This window comes from Nakamurella lactea DSM 19367 (genome assembly GCF_000426645.1).
GTDB classification, from domain to species: domain Bacteria; phylum Actinomycetota; class Actinomycetes; order Mycobacteriales; family Nakamurellaceae; genus Nakamurella; species Nakamurella lactea.
In genome coordinates this window covers 137,860-151,334 of record NZ_AUFT01000015.1, presented here as the reverse complement: position 1 = coordinate 151,334, position 13,475 = coordinate 137,860, and the positions used below count along the sequence as shown (strand labels likewise).

Below are 13,475 nucleotides of genomic sequence, written 5' to 3'. Positions count from 1 at the left end.
CAGGCATGAGTTCCGACACCACGCCGGTGCGCGACGACTTTGTTGTTGCACTGCGCCGCCAGCCGGCGCGATCGATCCAGGGTCAACGGGTTTATGAGCGTCGTCACCGGTTGATTAACACTGGGTTGGCCATCGGTGTCCCGTTGGTACTGCTGGCCCTGTGGGAGGTCAGTTCACGGACGGGACTGATCGATCACCGCACGTTCCCGGCGCCGACCACTGCGCTGGGGGAGATGGTGAACCTGGCCCGCGACGGCGAATTGCAGCGTCACGTCTGGGCCACCCTACGGCGGATCCTCATCGGGTATCCGATCGGAGCCGCGGTCGGTCTTTTTGTCGGCGTGGTTATGGGTACCAGTCCGCGGATCCGGGCTGCGCTGGAACCGACGCTCAACGGCTTGTATGTGGTCCCAAAGATCACGCTGCTGCCGGTGTTCTTGTCGATCCTCGGCTTCGGGGAACCGCCGATGATCGCGCTGATCGCTGTGACGGTCTTCTTCTTCGTGTGGATCGGCACGATGGAGGCGGTGGTATCGATCCCGGGCGGTTTCGGTGAGTCGGCCCAGTCGCTGGGCCTGGGCCGGGTGGCCACCCTGCGGCACGTGACGATCCCGGCAGCGCTGCCGAACCTGTTCGTCAGCCTCCGAGTGGGGATGACGATCGCCATCCTGGTGATCGTCGCCGCCGAGTTTGTTGTCGGCGACTCGGGGCTTGGGTACCTCATCTTTCACTCGAGGGCGCTGTTCATCTACGGCTGGATGTATGCCGGGATCCTGCTGGTGGCCCTGATGGGCGTGATTCTGGCTGCGGTGGTCACCGGGCTGGGGCGGTGGGCCACGCCGTGGATGGCTGCGGACCGAGCCCGGCTCCGTGGATTGGGCGGCTGACCACCGGCGAACGACTCAGTATCGATCGCAGCACACGAGTACCCACCGGGACCCCCCGGCGGTTGGACAGTCACGATCAGAGATGGGATGGACCATGAAGTCAAGAATTCTCCGGACGGTGGCCGCCGCCGTCGTTCCGCTCCTGCTGCTGGCCTCCTGTGGCAGCGACACTGACGACGGCCAGCCCCAGGGGTCCACCGCCCAGGGATCGTCGAGTGGCGTGGACAGCTCGGCGGCGGACACGACCGCACAATCGTTGGCGGAAAACGGATCCGGGTCGGCTGTCCAAACGTCCGGGGCAGGAACTGCGTCCGGTGGTGCCGGCGCGACCGGCGATTCCGGTGCGGCGCCCGGTATCTCCACGGTCGCCGGATGCGAGTCCCTGGTGATCGACACCGCCGTGGGCTCGGAGTCCCCGGTCTGTAGCGCCGGCGCCCCGGCCGCGCAACCGCTGGCGGAGAAGACATCCTTGAAGGTCTCGTTCGGCGATGCGAGTGTGGAGACCAACGGCCTGTACATGATGGCCATCGAGAAGGGCGAGTTCGTGGCGGAGAATCTCGACATCTCGACCGTCACGTTGCCGTTCACAGACGCGCTGCCAATGATCGCCTCCGGCGAGCTCGATCTGGCCTGCTCGGGACCTCACTCGTCCTACTTCAATGCCATCGAACAGGGTTTCGACGTCAAATGGGTACTCAACAAGTACTACGAGCCTGAGGGCGAGTACGGCGGTCTGTGGGGCCGGCCGGGGATGACTCTGGAAAAGCTGAAGGGCGGCACCATCGGCTCAGCGTTGGGTGCCACTACCTCGTCGATGGCCAGGCTGAAGCAGATGCTTGAGGGCGCTGGGCTGTCGCTGAAGGACGTGACCATCACCCAAGTGCCGTCCACAGACATGTCGCTCGCGTTGCAGAACGGTGTGATCGACGCAGGGGTACTGACCACCCCGGCATGGCTGACGTTGATGAAGGAAGACGGCAGCACCGAGTTCGAGTTTCTCGGCAGCGTAGTACCTGTGGGCTCCAGCCTGTATGGCTGCGTCGCGGGGCCGAGTCTGCTTGAAGCCAACAGGCCGGCCGGCGTTGCCCTGATGCGAGCGATCGCCCGCACCCAATTCACCTATTTCCGGCCCGGGTGGAAGGACAACGCCGACTTCGTGGCAGAACTCGCCACCGTGATGGACAGCAAGCCGGAGGCGCTGGCCAAGACACCGGAGCCGATCTTCGACTGGTTGATCCGCGACGGCACCACCGATCTGCTGCAGCAGGCCTTTATCGAGTTGGGCGTGCTCAAGTACGACCAGCCGATCCCAGAGGACAAGGTGGTCGACCAGTCACTGATGTACGAGGCTTTGGGCGTCGCCGCCGGCTGACCGGAAGGTCACGATCGCATGCGGCCGGGTACCGGCCGCGACCGATCACGGAAGGAACAGGGGAATAGTTGTGGTGCAGCAGAAGTCGCCGGCGGAATCCGAGCTCGGATCCCTGCTCTGGCCGGAGACTGTCGCGGTGGTCGGCGCTTCCGGGAACGAACAGCGGATCGGCGGCCGGGTCTACGGACAGACGCGTCGTGGCTTTACCGGCAGGGTCTACCCGGTGAACCCTGGCAGCCCGGAGGTGCAGGGTGACCGGGCATACGCCCGGCTGGCGGACCTGCCAGAACGGCCGGAGTTGGTGTTCCTGGCGGTTGCAGCCAGCCAGGTGTTGACCGCCGCCGGGGAGGCGATCGAGGCCGGGGCACGCTGCTTGGTGATCCTTTCCGCCGGTTTCGCCGAGACCGGCCCGGAAGGGCTACGTGCACAACAGGAGCTGATGGACAGGGCCCGGCAGGCGGGCGTGCGGGTGCTGGGCCCGAACTGTGTCGGAGTGATCAACACCCGCAACCGGTTGTTCGGGACCTTCGTGCCGGTCGCCGACTTTTACCGGTCCGGTCGAGTGGCGATCGTCGCCCAGAGTGGGGCGGTGGGTGCCCGCCTTTTCGCCCAGGCGCAGCACCAGGGCATTGGTGTCTCGTATCTGCTGACCGGAGGCAACGAGGCGGACGTCGACGTCGCCGACCTGTTGGACCTGGTCACAGCGGATATCGAGATCGACGTGGTGCTGGTGCATCTGGAGGGGCTGCGGAACGGGCGACGCTGGCATGAAGCTGCCCTGCGGGCCCTGAGATCGGGCACCAAGGTGGTCGCCTTCAAAGCCGGCCGCGGGCGCCGGGCCGCGGCTGCAGCTGCCAGCCATACCGGTGTGCTGGCGGTCGACGACCGAGTGCTGGACGCCGCGTTCGCTCAGGCAGGGGTGCTGCGGGTCGCCGATCCGTTGCAACTGGTCGACATCGCCGGCGGGCTGGCAGTGACCCCACCGGTCGGACCCAGGGTGGCGATACTGTCGGCGAGCGGGGGGATCGGTGTCATGCTCACCGACGAGGCCGAGCGTCTGGGCCTGCAGATCCCGGAGACCTCGCCGGAACTGGCCATGGCGCTGGGCCGCCGGATCCCGGCCTACGGCTCCGTGATGAACCCCATCGACTACACCGGGCAGGTGGTCAACGACGCCAGGCTGCTCCGTGACGTGATCACGGAGGTCGTTGCCAGCAAGGAGTTCGACGCCGTGGTACTCGGCGGGATCCCGCCCAGCCAGATCGACGCGGCCCGCAGCTTCCTGCCGTGGATCGCCGCCGAGCACGGAGTGCCGATCCTGGTGTGGGCTGACGAGGCCAGCGTGCCGCTCCTGGTCGAGGCCGGTGTTCCGGCGTTCAGGCATCCCTTCTCGCCGGTGTTGGCTGTGAGCCACGGCATCAACCAGATACGGGCAATAGACAGGGCACCAGAGATCGCGATGGCGATGTCGCCAGTGGACGACTGGAGTGAACCGGTGACACTGGTCGAGGACCAGACACTGCCGCTACTGGAATCGATCGGGGTGCCGGTGATCCCGTCCTGGCAGGTACACACCACGGCACAGGCAGCTGAGCGGTTCCATGAGACCGATGGCGCGGTAGTGCTGAAGCTCAGCGCCGGCTGGTTGCCGCACAAGAGCGAGGCAGGGGCGGTCCGCCTGAACCTCGTTTCAGCGGCAGCCGTCGACGAGGCGTTCGCTGCCCTAGACGACTTGCGTCGTTTCGGCCCCGGCGACGGAGTGATCTTGATGCAACCGATGCATTCCGGCACCCGGGTCGAGCTGATGGTGGGTGCCACCCGGCATCCAGACTTCGGTCCGGTGCTGACTGTCGGACTTGGCGGGCGACTGGTGGAGATTGTCGACCGCGTGGCAACGGTGCTGGCCACCGGGACCACCGCCGACTTCGCAGATGCCGTGCGGTCCCTGTGCGACGGTCGCCTGGTTGGCCACCACCGCGGTCTGAGCGAGGCGGAGGCGGACAGCGTTGTGGCTGTGATGGACGCCATGGCCGCTCTCATGCGGACCGACCCCGGCGTCATCGAGTGCGAGATCAACCCACTGGCGGTCGGCGAGGACGGAAGCCTCGTCGCCCTGGACGCACTCCTACGCAGAACGGACAGTCAGACATGCGCTCCCCCCACCCTGTTGCCGCCGACTCTGACACCGCCGAAACCCCCGGTGCCATAGTAGGTCCGCTGGCCGGCATCCGGGTGCTGGAGATGGGACGGGCGGTGGCCGCGCCGCTGGCAGCGCAGACGCTCGCCGAGTGGGGGGCCGACGTGATCAAGATCGAACGCACCGGCGGAGGCGACTACGTCCGACAGCTCGGACCACCGTACGTGACCAGCGACGCGGGGCAGATGCGCGACGAATCATCGCTGTTTTCCACAGTGAACCGCGGCAAGCGGAGCCTCCAGGTGGACCACAGCCTGCCGGATGGCCAACGGGTGATCCGAGATTTGGCAGCCATCAGCGACGTGCTAATCGAGAACTACAAGGTCGGCTCGCTGCACCGCTACGGACTGGATGCTGAGTCGCTGCGCACAGTGAACCCGGCGCTGGTGTATTGCTCGATCTCCGGGTACGGACAGGATGGGCCGCACCGGGACAGAGCCGCGGTGGACACAGTAGTCCAGGCCAGATCGGGGATGATGTCGTTGACCGGGCCAGCTGACAGTGACGGTCAGCGTGCCGGCTTCTACGCAGTGGACATCCTGGCCGGGCAACAGGCGGCGGCCGCCATCCTGGCCGCTCTAGTCGGCGTCAAGGCGGGCGGAAGCGGTGTGCACCTAGATGTATCGCTGCTGGATGTAGCGATCTCGGCGATGGCGCACCGCACCCAGGAGTACCTGTTGAGCGGACTGGTGCCGACCCGGGCAGGCAACGAGAGTACGGCGGTGCCGATCGGCGGGCCGATCCGCTGCCAGGACGGCATCATCATGGTGCAGGCCTCCACCGATGCCAGGTTCGCCCTGCTCTGCCGGGCGATCGACCGCGAGGACCTGGCGACGCGGTTCGCTTGCCGGGAGGAGCGGTTGGCGGGCAAGGCCGAACTGCTGCGTACCTTGGAAGAACACTTCGGGGCCAGGACCTGCGCGCAGTGGTGCGAGTTGCTGGACGAAGCCGGTCTGGTATGTGCTCCGGTGCTGGACATAGAACAAGTGCTGGCCGACCCTCAGGTGCGGCACCGCCGTCTGGTCCGGCACTATCGGCACCCGCTGGGTGGTTCGGTGCCGGCTGTACGGCAGCCGGTCCTGATAGACGGCGTGGCCGCGCCGGTGTTGCCACTCCCGCCGGTCGGGGGGCATACCGAGGAGATCCTGCGGGACCTGCTCGGCCTGAATGGCTCGGCCATCACCCGGATGGTCGACTCCGGTGCAATCGGCCTCGGCAGTTCCCGGGAGGAGGGCCGATGACTCCGGAGCCAACCGTCCTGGTCGAGAACCACGGCCCCGTCAGGCAATTGACCCTCAACCGGCCCGATCGGCGCAACGCTTTCACCCCGGCCATGACGGAACTGTTTGCCGACCTGCTGGTCGACGCCGGCCGGGATCCGTCGGTCCGAGCGATCGTTGTGGCCGGGTCGGGCGACCACTGGTCGGTGGGTGCCGACCGGAAGCGGCTGGCCGAACTCGCAAACCATCCCGCTCCGCCGCAGATCCCGGAGGACATCGGGCGTTGGGACGTGCCGCGGCGGATCCCGAAACCGGTGATCGCCGCAATAGGTGGTAACTGCGCAGGCATCGCCATGGTCATCGCACTCTCCTGCGATGTGCGGTTTGCCGCCGCCGACGTCACCTTCTCCACGGCCTACTCGCGGTTGGGGCTGGTGGCCGAACGCGGCCTCTCGTGGTTGTTGACACACACCTGTTCCCCTGGGGTGGCGATTGACCTGCTGTTGTCCTCGCGCAAGGTCGGGGCCGACGAGGCGTCGCGGATCGGCCTGGTGTCGGAGGTGACCGAACCGGGCCGGGTGCAGGGGCGGGCCCTAGAGTACGCATCCGAGCTGGCCGGGACTATCAGCCCCTGGTCGATGGCGATGATCAAACAGCAGTTCCAGCGGGACCTGCAGGGCAGTTACCCGGAGGCAGTGCGGCGGGCGATGGGCTACACCCGGATTGCCTTGGATCGCGCCGAGTTCCGTGAGTTGCGCGGTAACCCGAATCGTCGGCTGGGGCTGCCGCCCCCGTTGCCGTCAGACTGGACGGCGCCCGAATCGTAGCGCCCGCCGTCCGGGGCGCCGGCGTCAGGAACGACGGATCAGGGCCTCCTGGGTGATGGTGGCGACAGCCTGTCCGTCGGGGGAGCGCACCGTGCTGCGGCACAAGGCTCGTCCCCGGTCGGCCCACGGGCTGAGATGATCGAACAACAGCCAGCCGACCAGCAGATCCGGCCGGTGACACCACACGATGTGCTCCAGCGACGTGCCCCGAATCCCCCTGCCGGGAATGGTGTGCCCGTGCGGCAACGCTGCTGCCCCCATCAGCCCGAGGTCGGAGGCGTACACAAGGGCACCGATCCGCGCAGCGTTGGTCGGCAGCTCTGGGATGCGGATCCACATCTGCTCACGTGGCGGCAGGACCGTTTCTGGCCTGCTGTCTAAGCGGGTCGGCGGGCGGGGGAAGGAGAATTCCAGGGGAAACCACTTGAGCAGCCGCAGGATCCAGTCCGAGGTCGGGCCTCCGGCTAACTCCGCGACATCTGCCGCCGGCCAGGCGGTGGCCAGATCGGGTACCGGTTCTTCGTCGGGATCGGTATGTCGGAAACCGTCCTCGGCGACGTGGAACGAGGCGGATACGTGCAGGGCCAGAGTGCCCTGCTGGGCGACGGTGACGGTGCGCACGCTGAAGGAGCCGCCGTCGTGCAGCGGGGCGACGGCAATGTTCAACGGTTCGTCCAGCCGCCCCGGGCGCAGGAATCGCACGTGCAGGGAATGATTGGTGCGGTCATCGGGAACCGTTGCGCTGGCGGCCATGAGCGCCTGAGAGGCCAGTTCGCCGCCGTAGAGGCGACCGCCGCGGCCAAGGGTGCGCGGGATGGCCGTGAATTGTCCGGGTCCGAGCCGCCGCACGGACAGGATGTCTGTCAGTGCGCTCACGCGGCCGACCCGCCCGTGCTCCGGCTTGGCCCGACCAATGGATCGACTCCGTCCTGCAGATGTCGCGTCATCCGGCGCCGGGCGACCGCCACGTCGCCGTCCAACATCGCCTGGGCAATCCGGCCGTGCGCGCGGTGCATGGCGTCTAGCAGCGCGCCGGGATCCCCCTTCTCGCTGACCCGGGCGCCCTGGACGCTGCTGAGCACGTCGGCCAACAGTTCGATGGCGCGGTTGTCGGTCATTCGAGAGAGCACTCGATGGAACTGGTAGCCGATCTCTAGCTGGTCGCTGCGCTCGGCGTCTTCGAACTCCAGGTGCTGCAACAGGGTTTTGCGGTCCTGGTCGGACAGCCGCATGGTGGCGTACTCAACAGTTGCCAACTCGATTGCGTTGCGGACCTCGGACAGGCTCCCGGACGGGATGTCCATCATGTCCAGATACCGGCGTACCGCCTGCGCTGCCCGGGCCGAGCTCATCCGACCAACTACCAGCCCGCCGCCCGGGCCACGATGCATCGCCGCGACGCCGTGGTGCTCCAGGATCCGCACGGCCTCCCGCAGCACTCCCCGGCTGACTCCGTGCTGCTCCAGCAGATCGGCCTCCGAACCGAGGACGTCGCCGGGAACGTGGCCACCCGAGTGGATCTCCCGGGCGATCGCCTCTGCCAGACGCGCCGGCAATTTGGCCATCGGTCGCGGGGTAGTCACCGTTCCGCGGGTGGTCTGTCGTGCCAGTGTGTTCAGGTGCTCGCGCATCAGCACGGCGGCATCGGCCGCCCGCCCGGCGATGATCGCCTCTACGATGGCAGTGTGGTCGTCGTCGGTTCCCTTCGGGGCGATGATGCCCACAGGAACCCGCTTCCAGATGGAATCCAGGATCGCACCAAGCAGAACATCCAGCGCCGGGTTCTTCGATGCCGCCACCAGGGCTCGGTGCATGTTGAGCCAGGGCCGCCCGCCGCCGCGGGAGGTGCGCAGTAGGGCACGCAGTTTCGTGATGTCGTCGTCGTCGATGTGCTCGGCGGCCCGTTCCACCGCCAACACCTCCAACGGTCCGCGCAGCTCGTTCAATTCGCGCGTCGAGACCCCGGCGAAGTCGATGTAGTTGCAAACCAGGCTGATGGCCATATCGCGCGCCGAGGCCAGTACGAAGATCCCGCCGTTGCGGCCGCGTTTGGCGACCGCCGCCCGTCGGTGTTCGAGCAGTCGAACCGCTTCCCGGACCACCGCTTTGCTGACGTCGTACCGCTGGGATAGCTCACTCTCAGAACCGAGCAGGTGGCCGGAACCTAGGTTGGCGGAAATGATCTCGTCTTCGATCTGGGCACACAGGACCGCAGCGCGCTTGGGTGCCGGGGTGAGTGTCGACGCCCCCGCCGATTCGTCGTCCACAGTCGCTCCCTCCGGCGAACTAGGGCCAAAATAAAATAGCATACTCTACAGGGCAACGAGAGACTCGGTCCATTGTAGAAGAGAAGGCTATTTAGCTTCCAGAACGCGAAACTCTCCGCCTCATCGTAGGGCAATTTCCTCCACCTTGCCCGCGGCGACCCAGTATGGGTATGTTGTTATCTATTGACAGGTGGGAGTTCGTGTCGACATGCAAGCTGCTGATCCGTACGTGGCGCTGGCCGGGGCCATCGACGACTTCGTGGCGCAGTGCAGCGATCTCGAGGCGGTGCTGAACCGCTGCCCGGACCTGTCGGCGGATTCCGCAGCGATCGACTGGACCGTCGCGGACACCATCACGCACCTGTGGCACACCAACGACGAGGCTGCGCTGGCGGTGAAGGATCCGGCCAAGTTCGCTGCCTGGGCAGAGGTGGCCAGGGGCAACACCGCCTTGCGAGAGGAGCAGCGACGCAGGGGTCGGAAACTTGGGCGCGGGGTGGTGGACGAATGGCTGCGTTCGGTCACCGTTTTCGAAAGTGGTGCCCGCCAAAGTGATCCGGAAACCCGGGTCGGCTGGTACGGGCCCCCGATGCGGCTCGTGCGGCTGGTCGGTGCCCGAGTGATGGAGCACTGGGCCCACGGCATGGACATTGTCGATGCGCTCGGCGGCCGGCTCCCGCAAACTGATCGGCTGTACCACGTGGCCGAACTCGGCTTCATCACCCGGCGGTGGAGCTACCAGGTCCGTGATCTCACGCCGCCCGACGACGATGTTCGGGTGGAACTGGACCCTCCCGCTGGTGGTGGGCGGTGGAGTTTCGGGCCGGAATTGGCGGCGGAGCGGATCACCGGGTCGGCGGTCGACTTCTGTCTAGTCGTCACCCAACGTCGCCACCTGCTGGACACCACCCTGACCACAACACCAGGAGCGGAGGAATGGCTCCGCGTCGCCCAGTGCTACGCAGGGGCACCCGGAATTGGGCGTCCCCCGCGAGTGTCGGCGCCGGGACCCGAGAACTGCACTGAACGGAGGAACACCACATGAAGCAGCAGGTCGACCACGGCCGGATCACCGACGAGGGCATCGAAAAGATGCGTCTGCTGATCGGCTACCCCAATCCCACGATTCGCAGCGGCCGGGTCACGTTGCCATGGAACACGGAGGCTACCGTCGACGCGATCCGACACTTCGCCGAGGGGTACGGCGACGACAACCCGATGTTCGTCGATCCGGAGCACGGCGTCGGAACCCGGTGGGGAAGCATGGTGGCACCGCCGGGCTTCGAGGCGACTATGGGGATGGACCGCTCCCCGAAGGTGCCGGCGGACCTGCGTCGGGAAACCCGAGGAGCGCTGCGGGGGGTGCAGCTGTACCACTCCGGTAACGAGGCGCGGTACTACCGCCCGATCACTCCGGGCACCACCCTGGACCGCACCTACGCTATTACCGAGGTCACGCCCAAGAGCTCGACCTTTGCCGGCCGCTCGGTAATCGTCACTAACAACTACCAGTGGTTCTCTGGCGGACAGCTGTACGTCGACCTCGACAAGTGGTTCGTGCACGCCGAACGCAAGCCGAAGAAGCCGCGCGACCCGGCAGGGAGTGCCGAAGCAGCGAACGGGACCACCCGGACCGGCGGGGCCGATAGTTCGGGGGAGTGGGAGCCGTACGTATACACCGTTGCTGAGATCGAAGAGATCGACGAGCTGTACCGATCGGAGTTCGTCCGTGGCGCGGACACCCGGTACTGGGAGGACGTCACCGAGAACATGAGGATGCCGGTGATGGCCAAGGGGCCACTCACCGTCACCGACATGTTCAACTTCCATATGGGTGCGGGCTGGCTGGTGTACGGCAACCCGGCACTGAAGCTGGCTGCCGCGCAACGTCAGGCCATGCCCGGCTTCTACTCCCGCAACCGGAACAACGCCTGGGATGTGATGCAACGGGTGCACTGGGAAGAGGACCTGGCCAGGGAGGTGGGGGTGCCGACCATCTACGACATCGGACCTATGCGCTGGTCATGGCTCCTGCACTACTGCACCAACTGGTGCGGCGACGACGGATGGGTCTACCGGGCACGCTGCGAGTTTCGCAAGTTCAACTTCGTCGGCGACACCACCCGGCTGCAGGGCCGAGTGATTGAGCAACTCATCCACCCCGAACTCGGGCCGAGTGTCGAGTTGGAGATCACAGGTACCAACCAGCGCGGCGAGGAAAACATCCGCGGGTCGGCTACCGTGCTGCTGCCGTCTCGGGAGCGCGGCCCCGTCGTCCTGCCTAGCCCACCGCCACCGGGGCGTCAGGTGGACCCGGAGGGACCTCGGTGACCGAAAAGGTGAAACAGGATCGGCAGAGTGCCTTTGCGCAGCGCCTGGAAGCGCTGTTCGTCGCCTACGGCGACGTTGCGGCACTGGATGCCGGGGGGACGCAGATTACCTGGGACGAAATAGGTGACGCCGGACAACGGGTGTTGGACACCCTTGCCCTTGTCGGAGCCGGCAGCGGCACCGTCGGCTTAGTGATCCGCACCCGGCCAGACAGCGTTGCCGCCTTCCTCGCGTTGCTCCGCACCGGCCGTCCGGTCGCCCTGATCAACTATCTGCAGGGTGCGACGGCGCTGGCGGACGAACTGCGCGGGCTGCGGCTGCGCGCAGTGGTGATGGACGTCGATTCGGTGGAGCCTGCCGTATCGGAGGCACTGGACGCTGCAGGCACTCATCTGGTCAGCCTGCAAGGACTGAATCGGCCTGCCGGCACAGTCAGGGCCGCGACCCCCGTCCACGACAGGGATGTGTTCGCCCACGACGACACGGTCGCCTACTCGATCACCACCAGCGGCACCACCGGTCGACCCAAGCGGATCCCCGTGCCGCGCACCAAGATCGCCAAGCCGGACAGGGGCACCCTGGCCGGTGACCCGCGACAGGCCAAGGGCGCCACCATCAACACCCTGCCGTTCGCCAGCATTGGCGGCGCCATGGCCATCGTCAATTCGGTCTGGCGAGGCCGCCCACTGGCGATCATGGATCGCTTCGACGTCCGGGAGTGGGCCGGACTGGTCCGGCGGTACCGGCCGCGCATCGCCGGCGCGCCGCCCGCCGTGGCCCGCATGGTGATCGATGCCGGCATCGATCCGAAGACATTCGAGGGAGTCCGGTGCTTCTACACCGGCTCGGCGCCTATGTCGATGGCAACGGCGCAGGAGTTCGAACGCATCTACCACCTCCCGGTGTTGCAGTCCTACGGGGCCTCCGAATTCCTCGGCCCGGTCGCCAGGCACACCATGGAGGACTGGGACACCTTCGGGCGCAGCAAACTCGGGTCGGTGGGACGGCCGATCCCGGGGAAGGCGGTGGAGATCGTCGACCCGGTCACCGGACAGGTACTGCCCCCCGACCACGTCGGGACAGTCCGGGTCGCGGTCCTGACCGCCGACGAGCCCCCGCAGTGGGTGTCCACCAACGATCTCGGACGTCTCGACGCAGACGGCTTCCTGTGGATCCAGGGCCGCACCGACGATGTGCTGATGCGAGGGGGCTTCAAGGTCTCCCGCGGCGATGTGGCCGCCGTGCTCAACGCCCATGACGCAGTGGCCCATGCCGTCTGCCTCGGGCTGGGCGACGAGCGGCTTGGTCAGGTGCCGGCGGCGGCCGTCGAAGTGAAACCGGAATCCACAGTCACCGCGGGCGAACTGCTGGACTGGTGTCGGCAGCGGCTGAAGAAGTACGAGATCCCAGTCCTGATCGACGTTCGGAGCACCCTCCCCCGCAACGAGATGATGAAACTCTCGGAATCCACTCTGGCCCAGGAACTGGCTGCCAAGGTGGCCGCAACCCGAACGGAGATCCGCGATGCCTGAGGTACCAGACACCATCCAGGAGATGGAACAGATCTTGCCAGGGGGATCCTCACCCGACCTGCGGTTGAACCTGCAGGGGAGCACGCTTCACATCGAGCTGAACCGCCCGCACCGCGGCAACGCGCTGCGCTCGGTCGACTGTGCCCGACTGGCCACCCTTATCGATCACCTGGGAACCGCTGAGGTCCCGTCGGTAAGGGCAGTATTGCTGTCCGGCGAAGGACGCCACTTCTGCACCGGCGGTGACCTGGAAGCTGCCGGGGCGCAAAGCTCGCCGCGGATCGGACACCTGCAACGGAGCCTGCGGCGCGGCGCGGCGCGACTTGTGCAGTCTTTGTGGGACTGCCCTCTGCCGGTGGTAGCCGCGGTGAACGGCCGTGCCATGGGTCTAGGCCTCCATGTGGCGCTGGCCAGCGACTTCATCTTCGCCGCCGGCTCCGCCAGACTCTCGGAACCATTCTCGCAGCGCGGGTTCGCAGTAGACTCCGGCGGCAGCTTGCTGCTGCCGCTGCGGATCGGCCTGGCCCGCGCCACCGACATGCTGATGCGCGGCGGCATCGTCGACGCAGCCACCGCGGCCAGGTGGGGTCTAGTGACCGAGGTGGTCCCCGGTGACGACGCTGTCCAGGTCGCCAGACAGCGGGCCGATGAGCTGGCCGCCGGCCCGACCGTCGCCATCGGCGAGACGAAGCAACTGATGCGATCGGCCGCCTCGGCTCAGTTGGCAGCCGCGATGGACCGGGAAGCGCGCTCGGTGGAGCTCACCATCCGCTCCCGGGATTTCAAGGAAGGGATCGCGGCCTTCGGTGAGAAACGGCAACCACAGTTCACTGGAAGCTGAC

The 13,475-nt window shown here is 66.7% G+C and carries 11 protein-coding genes; 9 read left to right on the top strand and 2 right to left on the bottom strand.

Translation table 11 applies throughout. The features are described from left to right. Positions 1–110 precede the first annotated feature (110 nt). The 5 genes from K340_RS0115065 to K340_RS0115045 all read left to right on the top strand — a co-directional run bounded on the left by K340_RS0115065 (position 111) and on the right by K340_RS0115045 (position 6,503). Positions 111–887 (top strand): ABC transporter permease, encoded by a 777-nt coding sequence (locus K340_RS0115065; RefSeq protein WP_211229455.1) that lies wholly within the window; start codon positions 111–113, stop codon positions 885–887. A 385-nt stretch (positions 888–1,272) separates the two neighbouring features. Continuing rightward, entirely contained in the window at positions 1,273–2,259 is a 987-nt protein-coding gene (locus tag K340_RS0115060; RefSeq protein ID WP_211229454.1) for an ABC transporter substrate-binding protein, read from the top strand. A 70-nt stretch (positions 2,260–2,329) separates the two neighbouring features. Beyond that, complete coding sequence (locus tag K340_RS0115055; RefSeq protein ID WP_029137320.1) at positions 2,330–4,468, top strand: acetate--CoA ligase family protein; 2,139 nt, start codon at positions 2,330–2,332, stop codon at positions 4,466–4,468. Beyond that, positions 4,408–5,697, top strand: a complete 1,290-nt coding sequence (locus tag K340_RS0115050; RefSeq protein WP_084614491.1) for a CaiB/BaiF CoA transferase family protein — start codon at positions 4,408–4,410, stop codon at positions 5,695–5,697. The genes K340_RS0115055 and K340_RS0115050 overlap by 61 nt, the downstream gene beginning before the upstream one ends. Continuing rightward, positions 5,694–6,503, top strand: coding sequence for an enoyl-CoA hydratase/isomerase family protein (locus tag K340_RS0115045; RefSeq protein ID WP_029137318.1), 810 nt, complete (start codon positions 5,694–5,696; stop codon positions 6,501–6,503). The genes K340_RS0115050 and K340_RS0115045 overlap by 4 nt, the downstream gene beginning before the upstream one ends. Positions 6,504–6,527: 24 nt before the next feature. On the opposite strand, the gene K340_RS30360 is transcribed toward K340_RS0115045, so the two are convergent. Beyond that, the gene (locus tag K340_RS30360) at positions 6,528–7,379 is read right to left on the bottom strand and encodes an acyl-CoA thioesterase (protein ID WP_051266416.1); all 852 of its coding nucleotides are present in this window, start codon (positions 7,377–7,379) and stop codon (positions 6,528–6,530) included. Beyond that, positions 7,376–8,770 carry a FadR/GntR family transcriptional regulator gene (locus K340_RS0115035; protein WP_029137317.1) on the bottom strand — a complete coding sequence of 465 codons (1,395 nt, stop codon included), beginning with the start codon at positions 8,768–8,770 and terminating at the stop codon, positions 7,376–7,378. Before K340_RS0115035 ends, K340_RS30360 begins: the two co-directional genes overlap by 4 nt. 208 nt (positions 8,771–8,978) lie before the next feature. On the opposite strand from K340_RS0115035, the gene K340_RS0115030 reads away from it, so the two are divergent. Genes K340_RS0115030 through K340_RS0115015 form a run of 4 tightly spaced genes read left to right on the top strand, consistent with a single transcriptional unit; the run spans position 8,979 to position 13,474 of the window. Next, positions 8,979–9,815 carry a maleylpyruvate isomerase family mycothiol-dependent enzyme gene (locus tag K340_RS0115030; RefSeq protein WP_051266414.1) on the top strand — a complete coding sequence of 279 codons (837 nt, stop codon included), beginning with the start codon at positions 8,979–8,981 and terminating at the stop codon, positions 9,813–9,815. Beyond that, positions 9,812–11,101 (top strand): FAS1-like dehydratase domain-containing protein, encoded by a 1,290-nt coding sequence (locus K340_RS30355; RefSeq protein ID WP_051266412.1) that lies wholly within the window; start codon positions 9,812–9,814, stop codon positions 11,099–11,101. The genes K340_RS0115030 and K340_RS30355 overlap by 4 nt, the downstream gene beginning before the upstream one ends. Further along, positions 11,098–12,633, top strand: a complete 1,536-nt coding sequence (locus K340_RS0115020) for a class I adenylate-forming enzyme family protein (protein WP_029137315.1) — start codon at positions 11,098–11,100, stop codon at positions 12,631–12,633. Before K340_RS30355 ends, K340_RS0115020 begins: the two co-directional genes overlap by 4 nt. After that, positions 12,626–13,474 carry an enoyl-CoA hydratase/isomerase family protein gene (locus K340_RS0115015; protein WP_211229453.1) on the top strand — a complete coding sequence of 283 codons (849 nt, stop codon included), beginning with the start codon at positions 12,626–12,628 and terminating at the stop codon, positions 13,472–13,474. Before K340_RS0115020 ends, K340_RS0115015 begins: the two co-directional genes overlap by 8 nt. Position 13,475: the final 1 nt, after the last annotated feature.